Annotated in this window: 10 protein-coding genes; 6 read left to right on the forward strand and 4 right to left on the reverse strand. The window is 73.4% G+C overall.

Translation table 11 applies throughout. The annotated features are described in order from the left end of the window. Positions 1–383 precede the first annotated feature (383 nt). The 6 genes from WMF29_RS44540 (at position 384) to WMF29_RS44565 (ending at position 13,021) form a co-directional block, all read left to right on the forward strand. Complete coding sequence (locus WMF29_RS44540) at positions 384–1,247, forward strand: hypothetical protein (protein ID WP_437326108.1); 864 nt, start codon at positions 384–386, stop codon at positions 1,245–1,247. Between the two features lie 241 nt (positions 1,248–1,488). Next, positions 1,489–2,511 (forward strand): hypothetical protein, encoded by a 1,023-nt coding sequence (locus WMF29_RS44545; RefSeq protein ID WP_437326109.1) that lies wholly within the window; start codon positions 1,489–1,491, stop codon positions 2,509–2,511. A gap of 57 nt (positions 2,512–2,568) precedes the next feature. Next, positions 2,569–3,831, forward strand: a complete 1,263-nt coding sequence (locus tag WMF29_RS44550) for a PP2C family protein-serine/threonine phosphatase (RefSeq protein WP_437326110.1) — start codon at positions 2,569–2,571, stop codon at positions 3,829–3,831. 118 nt (positions 3,832–3,949) lie between these two features. Further along, positions 3,950–7,624 carry an FIST N-terminal domain-containing protein gene (locus WMF29_RS44555; protein ID WP_437326111.1) on the forward strand — a complete coding sequence of 1,225 codons (3,675 nt, stop codon included), beginning with the start codon at positions 3,950–3,952 and terminating at the stop codon, positions 7,622–7,624. Between the two features lie 67 nt (positions 7,625–7,691). Continuing rightward, positions 7,692–11,048: a protein kinase domain-containing protein gene (locus WMF29_RS44560; RefSeq protein ID WP_437326112.1), complete on the forward strand. Its 3,357-nt coding sequence runs from the start codon at positions 7,692–7,694 to the stop codon at positions 11,046–11,048. A 230-nt stretch (positions 11,049–11,278) separates the two neighbouring features. After that, a complete protein-coding gene (locus tag WMF29_RS44565; RefSeq protein ID WP_437326113.1) occupies positions 11,279–13,021 on the forward strand; it encodes a protein kinase domain-containing protein in 1,743 nt (580 codons plus the stop codon). A gap of 119 nt (positions 13,022–13,140) precedes the next feature. Here WMF29_RS44565 and WMF29_RS44570 read toward each other — a convergent pair whose 3' ends face one another. The 4 genes from WMF29_RS44570 to WMF29_RS44585 all read right to left on the reverse strand — a co-directional run bounded on the left by WMF29_RS44570 (position 13,141) and on the right by WMF29_RS44585 (position 18,085). After that, entirely contained in the window at positions 13,141–13,800 is a 660-nt protein-coding gene (locus WMF29_RS44570) for a superoxide dismutase family protein (protein ID WP_437326114.1), read from the reverse strand. Positions 13,801–14,011: 211 nt separating this feature from the next. Next, on the reverse strand, positions 14,012–15,043 hold the full coding sequence (locus WMF29_RS44575) for a hypothetical protein (protein WP_437326115.1): 1,032 nt from the start codon (positions 15,041–15,043) through the stop codon (positions 14,012–14,014). Between the two features lie 187 nt (positions 15,044–15,230). Beyond that, positions 15,231–16,400, reverse strand: coding sequence for a response regulator (locus tag WMF29_RS44580; RefSeq protein ID WP_437326116.1), 1,170 nt, complete (start codon positions 16,398–16,400; stop codon positions 15,231–15,233). Next, complete coding sequence (locus tag WMF29_RS44585) at positions 16,397–18,085, reverse strand: ATP-binding protein (protein WP_437326117.1); 1,689 nt, start codon at positions 18,083–18,085, stop codon at positions 16,397–16,399. The genes WMF29_RS44580 and WMF29_RS44585 overlap by 4 nt, the downstream gene beginning before the upstream one ends. Positions 18,086–18,321: the final 236 nt, after the last annotated feature.

Consider the following 18,321-nt stretch of genomic DNA (forward strand, 5'->3'; position numbering starts at 1 on the left):
TTTACCGGTTAAGTCATGTGGGTGTCAACGCGCAAACGTGGCAGTCGCCGCGCGATCCGTCGCCGCCGTCGGGCGAGGGGCGGCGAGGGACGGCGAGGGACGGCCAGGGACGGCGAGGGATGACGGGAGCTGGAGACTGGAGGCCAGGCCGAGCGGGGCGCGCGCGCCGGACAGGGACGCGCCGGACAGGGACAGGCGAGCAGGGGGCCCACCCGCGCGTGGTGCTCGTTTATTTCGGTCCTCCTCCCTCATGCTTCATGTCGCAGAGAAGGCGCTGCTCGAAAGTTAACCATGTTGACAAACCGTCGTCGAAAACGATAGAGGTCGTAGTGTTGTCCTGAACTTGAAATCGATTCACTTCCCCTCTGCCAAGGAGCTCCTCCATGAGATCGAATCCGCTGGTGAACAAGCCCTGGAGCGCTCATCTCGGCTCGGCGTTGGCGCTGCTCGTCGCTCCCCTGGCGCTCGGCTGCGTGGGCGAGGTGGGCCATGAGGACGAAGGGGCCCTGGACGAGGCCGTCGGGGAGGCGCAAGCGGCGGTCGGCTGGTCGGGGTACAGCTGGGGATGCGGCGGGAGCTGCGAGCTCAACCTGGGGACGGACGTCGACAGGACGTGTTTCCTCGCAGGCGTCTGGGGCAAGCTCGGGGCCAGCTCTCAGGCCTCGGTGCGCGTGCAGCGGTCCGGCGGCGACTGGATACTCGACGTCGACGCCGCCAGCGGCCAGAACCTGGGCGCCAACGCCGTGTGCGTCAACACGGCGGAGAACAGGACGGGTCAATACACCTGGACCTGGGGACCGGGGGACGGCCTGCCGACGAGCATGGGGTTCGGCACGTCGTCACGGCGGTGCTTCCTCACGCAGGTGATCAGCAACGGCGCATTCAGGTTCAACAACTGGATCACGGACTACGCGAGGGTGCGAAAGGACGCCTCGGGCGAATGGTTCCTCGAGGGCGTCAGCACCACGGGCGTGGATACCCCGGTGACGGCCACGGTGAAGGCCATCTGCGTGGATGTGCCGCAAAACTACGGTGCCTGGCAGTGGCTCGCCGGCAACAACCATCGCATCGATCCTCTGGCGAGCAATTCGATCGGCGGGGTGGCGTGCGGCATGACAGGGCTGGGCGGGCCCTTCACGTCGAACACCTGGACCGATGGCGTCTGGCTCGAGTACAATCCAACGACGCTCGACTGGGAGCAGCACACCGTCAACAACAAGACGGCGTGGTCTCAGTGCGTCCGGTGACCGGCGCGGCGGCTTGACGGCGGCTCGACGGAGCGATGCCGTACAGGGCCCGGATCCGGCGCTCGGCGGCGACGCCGCCTCTGCATGTGCGGTCGTCTGCGGGGGCGAGCGCCCCCCGCGCCTCCACGCCCGCCCGGCGGCCCGGCGTCTTCACGGCGCCTCTCGGACGCGCGCTGTGATGTAATGGGCCGTGTCCACCCCCGGGGCAGCCGGTGCCAGGGGGATAACCCGCGGTGAGCCCTTGAGCGCCTCTCCTCCCAAAGCGACCATCGCCGTCCTCGAGCGGAACCGCGTCGTCGGCCAGCGCATCGCCCGCGTGATGGCGGCGGCCTCCGGCCTGCAGGACGTGCCCGTCGCCAGCGATCCCGCCGAGCTGCGCGCCCGGCTGTCCGAGCGACCCCTCCTGCTCGGCTGCGACGCCGCCGATCTCGACCTCGCGCTCGAGTGGGCGGCCGAGCGATACCCCAGCATGCACCTGCTCGTGTGGACCTCGGGCAGCACCGACGCGATCCTCCACGCCGCCCTCAAGGAGCCCCGCCTCTCCAGCATCGTCGGCTGGCCGAGCTTCGCCTCCATGCCGCGGCCCTGGGAGATCGCCCTCGCCGTCCGCCGTATCCTCAAGCCGCTCGCCCTCCCGCCTCGCCTCTCCGACCTGCTCTCCTGGGGCGCCACCATCGTGAAATGGCGCCCGCGCACGAGCGACGATCGCGACCGAACCGTCACCGAGGTCGCGCACTGGGCCGAGCGCTCCGGCGCCCCCGCGCGCGTCGCCGAGCGGCTCGCCGCCCTCGCGCACGAGCTGCTCATGAACGCGATGTACGACGCGCCCGTCGACCGCCGCGGCCGCCCCCGCTACGCGCACGACAGGCGGCGCGACGTCGTGCTCGAGGAGAACGAGATCCCCACCCTGCGCCTCGGCACCGACGGCGCGTACCTCGCCCTCCAGGCCCACGATTCGTTCGGCGGCCTCCGGCGACACCACGTCTTCGAGGGCATCACCCGCGGCCTGAGCGCCCGCGGCGCCGACGCCGCCGGCTCCCCCGTGCTCGACACCTCGCGCGGCGGCGCCGGCCTCGGCATGCTCAAGATCTACGCGGCCGGCGCCGTGCTGGTCGTCGACGTGTCGCCCATGGCCTCGACCATGGTCACCTCCTTCTGGGACCTCGACGTCAACCCGCGCGAGTTCCGCTCGCTCCCGGCGTCCCTCCACTTCTTCGAGCGCTCCACGCCGGCGATGGAGACGCTGGAGCGGACCGGGTGGTGACGCCCGCGCTCGCCGCGCGCGGCGCGAGAGGACGGCGAGCCGGCCGAGGCGGGCGCCATGGCTGAGATCGATCCGCTCCTCGCGCGGCAGCTCAGGCGCCTCGGGCTCGAGGACCTCGGCGAGCCGCCCGACAAGGAGACCTGGCACAAGGTGGTCGCGCGCATCAGCGAGCACTACCGCCACGTCGCCGACGACCGGAGCCTGCTCACCCGCTCGCTCGACCTCTCCACGAACGAGATGGGCACGCTGCACCGCCAGCTCCTGGCCGAGCGGGACCGCCTGCGCAGCGTCGTCGTGGCCATCGGGGACGCGCTGACCATCTTCCACGACGCCGCGAGCTCGCAGGTCGAGCCGTCGCGGCCGATCGAGGTCGGCTCGACGATCTCCACGGCCAAGCGGCGCTTCGCGTCGAAGCTCGGCGAGCTCTTCTCCCTGAGCGGCGCGACGCAGGCCGCGCCTGGCAGCGCGACCCAGGACGCCGCAGGCGCGAGCGGCTCGGACGAGGCCATCAACGAGGTCCGCGTCCAGCTCGTCGCGCTCGGGGACCGGCTGGTGCAGCTGCTCTACGACACGGCGGAGAAGGCGTCGCTGAAGAAGCAGCTCGAGGTCGCTCGCGCCGTCCAGCAGATGCTCGTGCCGAGCGAGGACGTCATCGAGCGGCCCTCGCTGCGGCTCGCCAGCCACTTCCAGCCCGCGGCGGAGTGCGGCGGCGACTGGTGGACGTTCCACGATCTGCCGGACGGCAGGCTGCTCACCGTCGTCGGCGACGTGACCGGGCACGGCATCTCGTCCGCGATCATCACGGGGGCGGCGAAGGCCGCCTGCGACGTCGTGCGCACGTTCGCGCGCGAGCAGCTCAGCCCGGCGCAGCTGCTCCGGGTCATGAACTGCTCGATCTTCGAGGCGGGGCAGCAGAAGTTCCTGATGACGTGCGCGGCGTGCATCTTCGACCCCGCAGCCGGCTCGCTGACCCTCGCGAACGCCGGGCACCCGTTCCCCTACCTGGTCAGGAACAGCGCGATCCGGCAGCTCGCGGCGCAGGGCGAGCCGCTCGGGGCGGCGAGCTCGGCCGAGTACACGTCGAGCACCATCGCCCTGGAGGGCGGCGACGCCCTGCTCTGGTTCACCGACGGCGTGACCGAGTGCGAGAACGAGTCGAGCGAGCAGTTCACCGAGAAGCGGCTGCGATCGCTCTTCCAGAGCGTGGCCGCCAGCGCGCCCGAGGAGGCGAGGGACGCGATCGTCGAGGCGGTGTCCAGGTTCCGCGGCGAGCGCGCCCTCGACGACGACGTGACGCTCGTCGTGGCCCGCGTATCGTAGGGCGCCACGCAGACGACGGGCGCACGAGCGAGCTCGACCGCCGCGTCATGGCGCCGGTCCCGTCACGACATGACGCCGGTCGTCGCCCGCGTGCTGTAGCCTGAGAGCGCGGAGCTCCATGATCCTCGAGACCTTCCACTACGATCGGGACACCAAGAAGTGGTCCGTGCGGGTGCTGCCGGTGCTCGACAGCGAGCGGACGCTGGTGCTGGCGTTCGGGGCGCCGGAGCTCCTCGACGACCCCGGGGCGATCCGGGAGCTGCGGCGAGCGTACCCGCGGTCGCACGTGGTGGGGTGCTCGAGCGCGGGGGAGATCGCGGGCACGTCGGTGCGCGACGGGACGCTGACGGTGGCGGTGGCGCGGTTCGAGCGGACGACGCTGGCGACGGCGCAGGTGGAGGTGGCGAGCGCGTCGGAGTCGTTCGCCGCGGGGCAGGCGCTGGCGCGCAAGCTGGAGCGGCCGGGGCTGCGCGGGGTGCTCGTGCTGTCGGAGGGGCTCGGGGTGAACGGCAGCCAGCTGGTGCGCGGGCTGAACGCGGTGCTGCCGGAGTCGGTGGTGGTGACCGGGGGCCTGTCCGGGGACGGGACGCAGTTCAAGCGGACGTGGGTGTGCGCGGGGGACGTGGTGCGCAGCGGGCTCGTGGCGGCCGTGGGGCTGTACGGCGAGCACGTGGTGATCCAGCACGGGTCGAAGGGCGGCTGGGACAAGTTCGGGCCGGAGCGCGTGGTGACGCGCTCGGAGGGCAACGTGCTCTACGAGGTCGACGGCCGCCCGGCGCTGGCGCTGTACAAGGAGTACCTCGGGGACAAGGCGGCGGAGCTGCCGGCGTCGGCGCTCCTGTTCCCGCTGGCGTTGCGCGCGACGGCGCAGGACGAGAAGGCGCTGGTGCGGACGGTGCTGGCGGTGGACCACGACGCGCAGTCGCTGACGTTCGCGGGGGACGTGCCGAGAGGGCACCTGGTGCAGCTGATGAAGGCGGACTTCGAGCGGCTGATCGGGGGCGCGGAGCAGGCGGCGAGGGCGGCGAGCGAGGCGGGCAAGGCGGGCGGGGACAATGCGCTGGCGATCGCGATCAGCTGCGTGGGGCGCCGGATCGTGCTGGGCGACCGGACCGAGGAAGAGGTCGAGGCGGTGCTGGACGTGCTGCCGAAGGGCACGCAGGTGACGGGGTTCTACTCGTACGGGGAGATCTCGCCGTACGCGACAGGCCACTGCGACCTGCACAACCAGACCATGACCCTCACCGTGCTCTCCGAGGCGCCCACGCCGCTCGTCAGGAGCGAAGGCCCGAGGGAGCGGAGGCCGCGCGCCGCGAAGCGCGCGCCGGCCGTGGCGGCGCGCGTCGTCGCGCAGCCGGCCGGCGGGATGGCGGAGTTCGAGGAGCTCGAGATCGCGTCGGACTCGACCTTCACGTCCGAGACCGCCTTCGACGCGCCGGCGTCGGCGTCGAGCGCGACGCCCGGGCCGTCGCCGCTGTCCCCGGCGCTCGAGGGCGAGGACCCGCGGCCGACCGTCCGGGTGCCGCCGCCGAACGGCCGCAGGGCGTCGCGCCCGCACAGCGCCGAGCCCGCCTCGGGGCCGGTCTCGTCGGGGCACAGCCCGACCACCGTGGACCGGCCGCCGCCGGCCGCCTGGGCGCACCGCGCGGCGCCGACCCGGAGCGTGCCGCCGGCCGGCGCCGCCGGCCGCCTCGACAGCCTCGCGTTCGATCGGCGCACGATCGGCGACGTCCTCGTCGTCCGGCTCGCCGGGCGCATGACCGAGGCGTTCAAGGGGGCGGCGCTCGCGCGGGAGCTCGAGGGCAAGGTCCTGCTCGACCTCGCCGGCGTCGAGCGGATCACGTCGTTCGGCGTCCGCGAGTGGCTCCAGATGATCCACGCGGCCCAGCCGCGCCTGCGCGCCCTCTACCTCGCGCGCTGCTCCGAGCCGGTCATCAACCAGCTCAGCATGATCCGGCGGTTCGCCGGCAACGGGCGGGTCGTCTCGTTCTATGCGCCGTACTGCTGCGAGTCGTGCGGCGCCCAGTTCGAGCGCCTCGTCGACTGCGCCCACGACGCGGCCTCGCTCGCCGAGGGCAAGGCGCCCGACGCGGTGTGCCCCCGCTGCGAAGGCGCCGGCGCCTTCGACGACGACGCGGAGACCTATTTCGGGTTCGTCGCCCAGCACGGCGCCGGCGCGATCCCGCCGGAGGTGCGCGAGATCCTCCTCGAGCTCGAGCGGGCCGACGAGCCGGCCGTCGGCGACGTGGTGGAGAAGTCCGTCGAGGGGCGCGTCACGCGCCTCAAGGTGGGCAGCAAGCTGACCGCCACGCTCCGCTGGAGCCGCATCATCGACGGCCTCGAGGGCCAGGTCGTCTTCGACCTGAGCAACGTCCCCGCGGTCACCGCCGACGGCGCGGCGCGCTTCGAGTCGGCGCTCTGCAAGATCGACGGCGCCGTCGAGGCGATCCGCATCGAGGGCTGTCCCCGGCTGCTCGCCGAGCGCACGGCGGGCCCCTCGTGGCCCGAGCGCGCGAGGATCGCGTCCGCGGTCGTCGAGGGCCGCTGCGCGTCGTGCAGCGCGATCCGGACGGTGCTCGTCGAGGTCGATCGGCGCGCGCCCCTGCTCCACGGCGGCCAGGACCCGGGCGTCACCTGCAAGCGCTGCAACACGCCGCTCGCCTTCGACGGCTCCCGCTCGCTGCTCTACCTCCTCGGCGCCCACGCGGCGCGCGCCCCCTCCGCCCCGCTGCCGCCCGCCCTGCCTCCGGCGAGCCCGCAGCAGCAGCAGCAGGCCGCGGCGCCCGAGGCGCAACAACAGAGCGCGGGCGCCGCCGCGCCGCAGCAGCGCGGCGCGGGCAGCAATGGGGCGTTCCTCGCGCTGCTCGGCGGGGTGGCGCTCGCGGCCGTCGGCTTCGCGGCGTGGCGCGGCGGCGTCGGCCGCGCTGCGGGGCCTGCGGCCTCGGCAGCGCCCGCGGCCTCTGCGGCCTCGGCAGCGCCCGCTGCCTCTGCGGCGCCTGCGGCCTCGGCGGCGCCCGCGGGCGAGGCGCGAGCGCCGGCGCCGCCCGCGAGCGGCCCCGGCACGGCGGGCTGGTCGGTCATGGACGACCTCCCGCCCGCGTGGGTGGAGCGGCCGTTCGTCATCGAGGGCGAGAGCGTGCTCGTCGTCGGCCGCGGCGGCCCCGCGGCCAGCGAGTCGGGCGCGCTCGCGGCGGCGCGCAACGGCGCGCTCGAGCGCCTCACGTCCGGCCTCGCCGCCGAGCTCGCGGGCTCCCCCGCGGCCGAGCTGCTCGCCGCGCAGCCGCCGGCCGACGCCGGGCCGGCGCAGCGCGCGGAGATCGTCGAGCGCATCGCCGGGCGCTTCCTTGCGCAGGCCGGCGCGTTCGCGACGCCCGAGCGCGTCGACGCCGTCGTGCGGCGGGAAGGCGACGGCGTGCTCGCCTTTGCGCGCTACAGGCTGCCCCGGGAGAGCTTCGACGCGGCCGCGGAGCTCTACCGCCAGACGGCCACGTTCCAGGGGATCACCGTTGCGCGCTTCTTCCCGCAGCTCGAGGCGAGGGTACGCACCTCCGGCGAGCTCGTCGTCGTCGCGGCGGAGCGCTCGCAGCGCGGCGCGGAGCCAGGGGTCGTCGCGGGGGACATCGTACTCTCGGTCAACGATCGCCCCGTCCAATCGGTCGAGATCTTCGGGAAGGCCGCGGCGGACGCGTGGGCGCGCGCGCCGGCCGGTGGTACGATGACGCTCCAGATCGAGTCGCGCGGTGAGCGCCGCAGCGTGAGCTTCGCGAAATCCCAGGCCGAAGGCCCTCGATGAGCACCATGTCCGCCCGCCGCGCTCCTGGAGAAGTGACGCCGCCGGCCCGCGCGATGGAGGCGGTCGAATGACCGAGCGCTACGCCGCCGGCCCCATGAGCGTCGGCTCGCGCCACCCCTCCACGCTCGGCAGGTACCGGCTGATCAAGAAGATCGGCATGGGCGGCATGGCCGAGATCTGGGTGGCCTCCGTCGCGGGCATCTCGGGCGTGAGGAAGATCTGCGTGGTCAAGCGCATCCTCCCGCACCTCGTCGACAGCCCCGAGTTCGTGCGGATGTTCCTCGACGAGGCGCGCATCGCCGCCACCCTGGACCACCCCAACCTCGTCCAGATGTACGACGTCGAGGACGTCGACGGCGTGCCGGTCATCGCGATGGAGTACCTCCACGGCGAGGATCTCAGGACCGTCAGGAAGTCGCTCCGGTCGGCGAACCGGCGGATGCCGATCGAGCACGCGATCACCATCGCGGCGGGCGTCGCGGCCGGGCTCCACTACGCGCACGAGAAGGTCGGCTTCGACGGCAAGCCGCTCGACATCGTCCATCGCGACGTGTCCCCGCACAACGTGATCGTCACCTACGACGGGGCCGTGAAGATCCTCGACTTCGGGATCGCGAAGGCGGCGAACCGCGTCAACGAGACGCGCGACGGCGCGCTCAAGGGCAAGGTCCCGTACATGTCGCCCGAGCAGTGCACGAGCGAGCACCTCGATCGCCGGAGCGACATCTACTCGGTCGGCCTGCTGCTCTACGAGATGTCGACGGGGAGCCGGATGTTCCGGCGCGGCGCAACCGAGTTCGAGCTGATGCGGGCGATCGTGGAGGACCCCGTGCTGCCGCCGAGCGAGGTCTGCGCCGACTACCCGCCGGGGCTGGAGCGCATCCTGCTCAAGTGCCTGGAGCGGGATCGGGAGAAGCGGTACGCGACCGCGAGGGATCTCCAGATCGACCTCGAGGCGTTCGCCCGGGAGGAGCGGCTCGCCACCTCGGCGCTCGCCCTGTCGTCGTTCATGTCGGAGCTGTTCGGCCAGCGCGTGGAGGTGTGGCGGGGCGCGCTCGCCTCGGGGGAGGACCTCGAATCGCACATCGTCGAGAAGCAGGAGGCGATACAGAACGAGGACTCCTTCGCGGGCGCGCTCGACGCCGTGGCCGAGGCGCCGCAGGCCGTCGAGACCGGCCGCCCCGGCGGGGTCGCCACGAAGCTCTCCGCGCCGCTCTTCGCGGCGTCGCGGCCCGACGCAGCGGGAGATCTGGACACGCCGCCGCGCTCCAGGAGGCTCCCCGCGCTGTCGCTCGCGGACGCCGGCGCCGGCGTGGAGGGCGCGGAGCCCGAGGGGGCGCACGGGCACGGCCCGCGGGCCCTCACGGTGACCAAGCGGAGGCTGGGCAGCCTGCTCATCGTCTCGCTGTCGGGGCGGATGACCGAGGAGCTCCAGGGCCTCGCGGTCGCGCGCGGCATCTCCGGCCGCGTGCTCTTCGATCTGGGCGGGGTGCAGCGGGTCACGTCGTTCGGCGTGCGCGAGTGGATGGCGATGCTGGCCGAGGTGTCGCGGAGCGCGTCCGAGATCTACATCGGCCGCTGCACCGAGCCGATCGTGAACCAGATCAGCATGATCCGCCGCTTCTTCGGGGACGGGCGCGTCGTGTCGTTCTACGGCCCGTACCGGTGCGAGCGCTGCGGCGCCGCCTTCGACCGGCTGTTCGACTGCGACAGGGACGCGCACCTCGTCAGGACGCACGAGCCGCCCGCGAGCCCCTGCCCGCGCTGCGGCGCGGCGGCGGTGTTCGACGACGACGCCGAGAGCTACTTCGCGTTCGCGGCGAGCCAGGCGGGGATCGATCTGCCGGCGGACGTGCGGGCCGCGCTCGACGAGCTCGCGCGGCTCGACGCGGGGACCCACGAGGCGATCGAGAAGACGGTCGACGAGCGCGGGACCCGCATCCGCGTGCGCTGCAAGCTCGACGCGCACGTCCGGTGGAAGCGCGCGCTCGACGGGATCGAGGGGGCGCTGGTCCTCGATCTCGCGGGCGCGGCGGGGGTGACGTCCGAGGGCGCGAGGGCGCTCGCGCTGTCGCTCCGCGCGCTGGGCGGCGAGGTGACGTCGATCCAGATCGAGGGCTGTCCGGTGGTGCTGCTCGAGCACCTCGCCGCGGAGAGCCCCCCGCTGCGCGCGGAGGTGGTCTCCGCGATCGTCGACGGCACCTGCGCGCGGTGCAACGCGCCCCGGCAGACGCTGCTCGACGTGAAGGAGGCCGCGCAGGCCGCCCGCGAGGACCGGGAGCCGTACGTGCCGTGCAAGCGGTGCAACGCGCCGCTCGCGTTCCCGTGGCTCCGGCCGGCGCTGAAGCGCCTCGGCGCCGCGCCGGAGCCGGCGCCCACGCTCGCCGGGGCGCATGAGCCGGCGACGAAGCGGTCTGCCGCGGGGGGGCACGTGACGGCGGCGGGGGCGGGGGCCGGGGCGCCCGTGGGCGCAGCAGCGTCGGCAGCGCCGTCCGCGGGCGCCGCGGGCGCCGCGGCGCCCGCGGGCGCAGCGGCGTCGGCGGGGGCGTCTCCGTCGGCCGCGGCCGTCTCGGCGGCCGGAGGCTCCAGATCGCGCGGGGTGCTCGCGGCGTTCGCGGCGGGAGCGCTGCTCGTCCTCGCCGTGGCCTTCGCCTACCAGGGCCGGGGACGCTCGCGCCCCGCCGCCGGGGCGGCCCCGCCGCCCGCGCCGAGCTCGGGGTGGCGCGCGGCGCCGCCGGTCGAGGACGGCCCTCCGTGGATGGACAGGCCGTTCACCGCCGAGGGCGACGCGATCTTCGTTGTCGGCGAGGGCTCGGGCGCCAGCCGAGAGGCGGCGCTCGCGGTCGCGCGCGCCGACGCGATCTCCCGGCTCGCGAGCAACGTCGTGCCGGCGCTCGCGGGGTCGCAGGCGTACGGCTTCATCCAGGCGCACGGCGGCGGCGCGCGGCGCGCCGGCATGGCGGAGGCCGAGGCGAGCCGCTACCTGAAGCAGGTCGGCGCGTTCGCCACGCCCGAGCGCGTCGACGCGCGCTTCCAGGAGCGCGACGGCGCGGTGGCGGCCGTCGCGCGCTACCGCATGCGCAAGGAGAGCTTCGACGCGGCCGTGCAGAGCTACCGGAGGACGGTCAGCGCGCTCGGGCTGACCGCGGCGCCCCTCTTCCCCCTGCTCGAAGGCGAGCTGAAGACGAGCGGAGACGCCGTCGTGATCGCCGTGGAAGACCGCGGCCCCGCCGCGACCGCGGGCGTCCGCGTCGGCGACGCGGTGGTCGCGATCAACGGCCGGCCGGTCGTCAGCTTTGAAGCGATGCGTCATGCGCTGCCGAGCGCGCAGGAGGGGACCACCCTCGAGCTCACGCTCGAGTCGGGCGGCGCGCGGCGGACGGTCGCGATCAAGAGGCCGAGCGCGGCGCGGGAAGGGGGCTGAGCCAGGGCGGGCCGCGGCGTCGCGGTGCGCTCCTGGGAGCGCGGCGGCGCTCGGCGCGCGGTGAGAGCGTCCGCGACATCGCGCGCGCCGGCACGCGGACGTCGCACCGGCCAGCAGAGGGCGCAGAGGGCCGGATGCGCGTCGCTCCCTCGGCATCGGCTGTCCGGCCGACGATCGGCTGCGCTATGCTGGCTGCCGCGGCGCGGCGCTCTCGGTCGGAGGTTTCGAACATGCGCGGCCTGGAAGAGATCGAAGGCCTGGAGGTCGGAACCCTGATCGCCGGCAAGTACCGCGTGGACCGGCTCCTCGACAAGGGCGCGATGGGCGCCGTCGTCGCCGCGACCCACGTCGATCTCGACGAGCTCCGGGCGATCAAGGTGCTCCTGCCGGCCACCGCGGCCGATCCGGAGATGTGCGGGCGCTTCCTGCAGGAGGCGCGGATCGCGTCGCGTCTCAGGAGCGAGCACGCGGTCAAGGTGCACGACGTCGGGCGGCTCGAGAACGGGCTGCCGTACATGGTGATGGAGTTCCTCGACGGCCGCGATCTCCGGGTCATCCGCAAGCAGCGGGGCCCGCTGCCGGTGGAGGAGGCGACGCTCTACGTCATCCAGGCGTGCGACGCGCTCGCGGAGGCGCACGCGCTCGGGCTCGTGCACCGCGACGTGAAGCCGGCCAACCTCTTCTTGACGCACACCCGCGAGGGGACGCCGTGCATCAAGGTGCTCGACTTCGGCGTCTCCAAGGTGTCGCAGGCGGCGCTCCTCGGCGTCGCCGAGATGCGGACCAGCACGGGTCAGATGCTGGGCACGCCCCACTACATGCCGCCCGAGCAGATGCGCGGGCAGCGCGACGTCGACGCGCGCGCGGACATCTGGGCGGTCGGGTCGCTCCTCTACGTGCTGCTCACCGGCCGGTATCCCATGCACGCGCGCTCCGTCCAGACGGTCTCGCTCGTGCTCGGGGGCAAGTTCGTGCCGCAGCTGCCGTCGAAGGTCTGCCGCGGGCTCTCGCCGGAGATCGATCCGATCATCATGCGGTGCCTCGAGCGGGACCGCGACAAGCGCTGGCCCGACCTGGCGGAGCTCACGCTGGCGCTCCGCCCGTTCGCGCCGCCTGCAGCCCAGCCGCTCGTCGACCGCATCCAGCGCATCCTCCGCGGGGGCGTGCGCGACTCGCTGTCCGGGGCGCGCCCCGGCGTGGACGGCAGCGACGCGGGGGAGCGCGGCTCGATCCCCACCACGATGGGCTCCGGCCCATCCACCGGCGGCATGGCGATCGAGCTGCGCCCGGAGCTGCCGCCTCCCGTGTTCCCTGCGCCTCCTGCGGACGACGATCCCGCCGAGCGGAGCGAGGTGGCCACGGTCCCGGACCGCTCGCGCGCCCGTGCGGCGGAGGCCGACGTGGTGGAGCGGAGCGAGGCGGCGACGGTCTCGGACCGCCCTCGCGCCCAGGCGGAGGCGGATCCCGGGGAGCGGAGCGAGGCCGTCACGGTCTCGGAGCGCCCCCGCGCTCGGGCCGAGGCCGGTTCTGCGGAGCGGAGCGAGTCGGCGACGATCTCGGACCGCCCTCGCGCCCACGCGGAGCTGGATCCGGCGGAGCGGAGCAAGGCGGCGACGGTCCCGGACCAAGCGCGCGCCCGGGCGGAGGCTGGCCCTGCGGAGCGGAGCGAGGCGGGGACCGGCTCGGGCCGGCCGCAGACCCGGGCCGAGGCCGGCCGCGCCGCGCTGGGCGCGGCCGGCCCAGCTCCGGCGAGGGCGCGCGTCGAGGAGGACTCCGACGAGACGACGATCGCCGACACGCTCCGGCGGCTGCGCTCGCCCTTCAGGGCGGGCTTCGTCCTGGCGGCGGTGGCGGCGGCGATCGTCGTCGCGCTGCTGGCCAGCGGAACGCGGCCCGAGGAGCGGCCGTCGGGCTCCAGCGCTTCCGGGCCGTCGGGGGTAAAGGGCGATCCGGTCAGCGTTCCGCCCCGGTGACAACAGAGAGCGAGACTCCCGCCCTGCGGGCGCTCGGGGAGAGGCCCCCTCAGGACGGGCGGCGAGGTGGAGTCAACGTGTCCTGAGCGTGGAGCGGCGGACCGCGTCGCGCGCGGCTCTCACTTGCCCTGCGAGATGACGCCGCAACCGATGCGGCCACCGGCGTTTCCGGCGGGCTGGCTGCCGTCATCCGCCTTCTCGTGGACGATGATGGCGCGGCCGAGGAAGGTGTTCGGGGCGCCCTCCTTGAGATTCGCGCCCTTGGCGATGATCTCATGGGCGCCGGTCCCATCGGCCTTGACCTCGATGTTGCCGAGATCGCCGAGGTGGTGAGGCGCGCCGTCGGGGATGCCGTGCGGGTGGTTCTCGGGGTTGTAATGCGCGCCCGCGCTCTTCGCGTCCGGCGCGCTGCAATCGCCGGTCTCGTGCACGTGGACGGCGACCTTGCCCTTGGGAGCGCCCGAGACCTGGACGGCGACCTTCACGCCGCCCTCGACCTCGGTGAAGGTCGCGGTGCCCTTGAGCTTCGACTTGGTCCGCGCCTCGATGGGCACCGAGATGCTCACCGGCGGCGCAGGCGGCGGAGCGGCCTCCGGCGCCGCGGCCGGCGGGGCGGCCTCGGGCGCCGCGGCCGTGGGCGCCGCGGGCGCCTCCGGCGCAGGCTGCGCGGGCTGGGCGGGGACGTCGGGGACCGCGGGGGCCGGCTCGGGCGCGCCGCCACAAGCGGTGGCGCCCAGGACGAACGAGGCGAGCAGCGAGAGACGATAGGCCGGTTTCATCACAGCGGAGACCTCCAGGTTCGTGAGGCGTTGGACCTCCGCCGTCTCGTAGAGCGGTCCTGGCGAGCGATCAATCGGCGAAATTCGTCAGGCGCGTCGGCTCCAGCCGCGCCGCCCGCGGCGCCGCGGGCGGCGCGCGCCCGACCCTCGGCCAGAGACGGGCGAGGCGCGGAGTTCTCCTCGGCGCCTCGCCGAGCTCAGCGACGCGCGCTCACTGCGCGGGCGGGCAGCCGATGGGCCCGGTGCCGATCACGACGTCATCGATCCACATCGAGCGGGCGGAATCCGCCTGATAGGACTCCCAGCCGAGGCCGATGCTGTCGAACGCCGGCGCTTTCCACGTGTAGTTCTCCACGTTGTTGGCGCAGCCCTGGCCGGTCCCGGACACCTTGAGATCGGAGAGCTCCTCGCCATTGAGCCAGAAGCGCATCTCGTTCTTCGGCCCGTCGAAGCTGAACTCGACGCAGGTCCATGCGCCGGTCGGGACCACCGTCGTCTCCTCCGCGTGGTGCCAGCAGTCCGACTGCGGTCCGGTCTTCGGGTCGCTCCAGTATCCGGGCGTATCGTAGTTCGCCATGAGCTGGCTGCCGCCCGCGACCGGGTGCTGCCCGCCGTAGCGATACTGTGCCGCGTAGGGCATCCCCTCGAAATCGCTGCCAGGAATCGTCCCTGAACCGTCGATGATGGTCCAGTGCACATCCCCCGTCGGCGCAGCCTCGAGGAAGAACATCATGCGTCCATGGATGACGTTCTCGTCGGTGGGCAGGGCGTCGGTGCCCGTGAACTTGATCATGGCCGACTTGTAGTTGTTGTCGCCCGAGCTCGCGGGCGTGGTCACCTTGATGGACTTGGTGCCGCTGTAATGCTTCGACGTGTCGACCGACACGGTGGAGCCCGTCATGGCCGTGTAGACCGTCCACTTGCCCAGCTTCTCGCCGTTCTCGCCCTGGCCCTCGTACGACTCGAAGTCGTCGCAGAGCAGCGCCTCACAGGCCGAGCCGCCGCCGGTCCCGCCGCCCTCGCCGGCGCCGCCGCCGCCGGTGGCGCCGCCGCTGGTCGTGGCGCCGCCGCCCTCACCGGCGCCGCCGCCGCCGGTGGCGCCGCCGCTGGTGGCGCCGCCGCCCGTGCCGCTGGTCGAGGACGACGTCGACGTCGTGCCACCATCGTCATCCGAGCACGCAGTCGCGCCCGCCGCGAAGGCCGCGAGCAGGCCAAGCAAAGTAACGCTAACTCGAAGCTTCATGTTCGTTTCCATCCTCCGCGGCGACTATTGCACGAGGCCATCGCGTCGTTCAAGAACGAACGTTTTCGGCAGATCGCACGATCCAGACGCTCGAACTCGAATGGCGCCGGCGGTGTGGGGCGACACGATCAGGCGCGGGAGCAGCCTTGAACAGCGAGCCTCTCGGGCCGTGAGCGCGCGTGAACGTTCAACCGCCCTCCGCCCCGCCGCGCCCGCCGCCTTCCACCATTGCCTCCGGCGAGATCGCATAGAGCCTCTCCTCTCCCTGCTTTCCCCGGATCCGCACCAGCGCGGGCATCGCTTCTCCCGGGCTCCCGGCCGCGGTGAACGTCGCCTCATCCATCAGCAGGCCACCGGCCCTCGCCTGTGCCTGAATCCGAAACGCGGTGTTCACACGATCGCCGATGATGGTGAACTCTCGCCTGCCGCTCGACCCGATGCTCGCCAGGAGGACCGGCCCTGTCGAGAGCCCGAGCCGCGTCGGGAAGGCGGGCCGGCCCTGCGAGCGCTGGTGTTCGTTGAAGGCCGCGATGCTCCGCTGGATCCGCAGCGCCGCCGCGAGCGCGTCACTGGCGCTCCGGAAGAACGCCAGCATGCCGTCGCCAACGTACTTGTCGACCTCGCCCGCGTGGTCGTAGACGATCTGCGCCACCGTGGCCATGTAGAGGCTGAGATCCGCGATCAGCGGCCCGGGCTCCTCGCTCTCCGAGAGCCGCACGAACTCCTCGATGTCGCTGACCAGCACCGTCAGCACCTCGCGCGCCGGCGGGCTCGGCCTGTTCGACGAAACGCTCTCCTCGATGCTCTCCCACGCCCGGTCGGAGAGGTAGCCGCGCAGCGCCGCCTGCATCTGGCGCATCTGCGCGTAGCGCTCCTCGAGCTCCCTCCGCTGCCGCTCGAGCTCCCGGCGCTGCCGGTGCAAGAGCAGCTGCGTCCCCACCCGGGCGAGCACCTCGCGCAGCTCGAACGGCTTCGTGACGTAATCGACGCCGCCCGCGTCGAACGCCATCACCTTGTCGCCGATGCCCGTCATCGCGCTCAGGAAGATGACCGGGATGTCCGCCGTCCCGGGATCGCCCTTGAGCCGGCGGCACACCTCGTAGCCGTCCATGTGGGGCATGCTCACGTCGAGCAGGATGAGGTCCGGAGGCGCCGCCGCCGCCGACATCAGCGCCATCGCGCCGCTGATCGCCGCCCGCACCTCGTAGCCCTGCGCCGTCAGCATCGAGGTCAGGAGCGAGAGGTTCGCCGGCATGTCGTCCACGATCAGGATGCTCGGGGGCTCTTCCCTGGGGCGCTCCGGCCGCGCGCCCGGGGCCGCCCCGCGGGGGGCTGGCTTTGCGTCGGTGTCCGTCATGACGGCTCCTCCTCGTCGGCGCTCGATAGCGCCAAGATGCTGTCGAAGCGATACCCCCGTGCGAGCTCAGCCACGGCCCCCGCGAGCTCCGCGTCCTCCGGCCGGAACCGATCGATCGTCGCCTGGACGGCCTTCGCGTCGAGCCGCGTCGCCGCCCGCCGGAGGTCCTTGCGGAGCGCGGCGGGCAGCCCGGCCGCCGCCCGGGCGAGGTCGACGGCCGGCGCCCCCTGGGCCGCGCCGGGCTCGGCGGCGCGCTCCTCGTACTCGAAGCGGGCCCCGAGGTGCTTCGTCAGGAGGCCGAGGATGTCCGCGTCGCGGAACGGCTTGCTCACGAAGTCGTCGCACCCCGCCTCCGCCGCGAGCGCCCGGTTCTGCTCGAACGCGCTCGCGGTCATCGCCACGACGACCGTCTCGTGCCCCCGCGGGCTCGACTTGATCCGGCTCGCCGCCTCGTAGCCGTCGAGCAGCGGCATGCGGAGATCGAGCAGGACGAGGTGCGGCGACCACGTCTCCCACTGCGCCACCGCGCCAAGCCCGTTGGTCGCGCTGCGCGCCTCGATGCCCACCGAGTCGAGCAGCTTGAGCAGGCAGTGGCGCACGTCCCACCGGTCGTCGACGACGAGCACGCGGTACCTCGGCTGGCCCGGCGACAGCCCCACGGCCCGGAGCGCCGCCGGATGGCGCGCGGCGCCGCCGGCGCGCGCGTCGGGCGCGTCGACCAGCGACAGGCGCACGTCGAACCGGAGCGTCGTCCCGCGGCCCGCCTGGCTCTCCACGCGGATGTCGCCCCCCATCATCCGCACGATGCGCCGGCTGATGTGCAGGCCGAGGCCCGTGCCCTCGCGCGACTGCCGCCCGGTCGCGGTCTGCGCGAACGCCTCGAAGAGCTCCGCGAGCTCCTCCTTGGCCATGCCCCGGCCGGTGTCCGCCACCTCGAACGACACCCGCACCCGCCCCGCCGCGCCGTCGTGCGCGCCGCCCTCACGCACCCCGGTAGAGCGCCGCGCCGAGGCGCGCAGCGTGACCGACCCGCGCGGCGTGAACTTCAGCGCGTTGCCGAGCAGGTTGATCAGCACCTGCCGCAGCTTCCCCTCGTCGCCGTGGACGTGCCGCGGCACGTCCTGCGCCCGCTCCACCGTGAGCGTGAGGCCCCGCTTCTGGGCCTCGACGGCGAACATCTCCGAGAGCCCCGAGAGCGTGTCGTGGAGGTCGAACTCGGCGTCGACGAGCGTCATGCGGCCGGCCTCGATCTTCGCCATCTCGAGGATGTCGTTGACGAGGCCGAGCAGGTGCTCGCCGCTCTTGCAGATGACCGCGAGGTTCTCGCGGTGCCGGTCGGCGAGCGAGGGGTCGCGCTCCACGAGCTGCGCGAAGCCGAGGATCGAGTTGAGCGGGGTCCTGAGCTCGTGGCTCATGTTGGCGAGGAACGCGCTCTTCGACCGGCTCGCGTTCATGGCCTCCTCCCTCGCCCTGCGCGCCTCCTCCTCGGCCCGCCGCGCCTCGGCGAGCTCCTCGACAAGCCGCTGCTCCGCGGCGCGGCTCACCGCGAGCTCCTGCGCCTTCCGCTCGAGCTCGCGCTCGCGGGCGTGGAGCCGCCGGCGGAGCGCCCAGAGGGCGACCAGAAGGAGGGTCCCTACGACCACGAAGGCGGAGATCCCGACGACCTGCATGCGATGTGCCCCCACCCGCCTCCTGCGCGGCGGGAAGGACCGGAGCGCCGATCCCGTCGGAAGGCAACGATCAGGTTACAGGAGTTCGGGGCAGCCCGTGGGGGCCCGATCGGCCGTGCCGCGCGGCTTTTGGCGGCGGAGCGGCGCGCTCGTCAGGCGGACCACGGAACCATCGAACCATGGATGGTGAATGGCAGAGGGGAAGGGGCGACCCATGGAGCCCCTCCGCCGCAGCGCGGCGCTCGGTTCTC

Origin of the sequence: Sorangium sp. So ce381, assembly GCF_051473845.1 — a bacterium.
Classification (GTDB): domain Bacteria; phylum Myxococcota_A; class Polyangia; order Polyangiales; family Polyangiaceae; genus Sorangium; species Sorangium atrum.

What these genes read in the sequence shown, in the direction of transcription:
- WMF29_RS44540 (WP_437326108.1), top strand. Translation starts at nt 384, where the DNA reads ATGAGATCGAATCCGCTGGTGAACAAGCCCTGGAGCGCTCATCTCGGC.
- WMF29_RS44550 (WP_437326110.1), top strand. Translation starts at nt 2,569, where the DNA reads ATGGCTGAGATCGATCCGCTCCTCGCGCGGCAGCTCAGGCGCCTCGGG.
- WMF29_RS44555 (WP_437326111.1), top strand. Translation starts at nt 3,950, where the DNA reads ATGATCCTCGAGACCTTCCACTACGATCGGGACACCAAGAAGTGGTCC.
- WMF29_RS44560 (WP_437326112.1), top strand. Translation starts at nt 7,692, where the DNA reads ATGACCGAGCGCTACGCCGCCGGCCCCATGAGCGTCGGCTCGCGCCAC.
- WMF29_RS44565 (WP_437326113.1), top strand. Translation starts at nt 11,279, where the DNA reads ATGCGCGGCCTGGAAGAGATCGAAGGCCTGGAGGTCGGAACCCTGATC.
- WMF29_RS44570 (WP_437326114.1), bottom strand. Translation starts at nt 13,800, where the DNA reads ATGAAACCGGCCTATCGTCTCTCGCTGCTCGCCTCGTTCGTCCTGGGC.
- WMF29_RS44575 (WP_437326115.1), bottom strand. Translation starts at nt 15,043, where the DNA reads ATGAAGCTTCGAGTTAGCGTTACTTTGCTTGGCCTGCTCGCGGCCTTC.
- WMF29_RS44580 (WP_437326116.1), bottom strand. Translation starts at nt 16,400, where the DNA reads ATGACGGACACCGACGCAAAGCCAGCCCCCCGCGGGGCGGCCCCGGGC.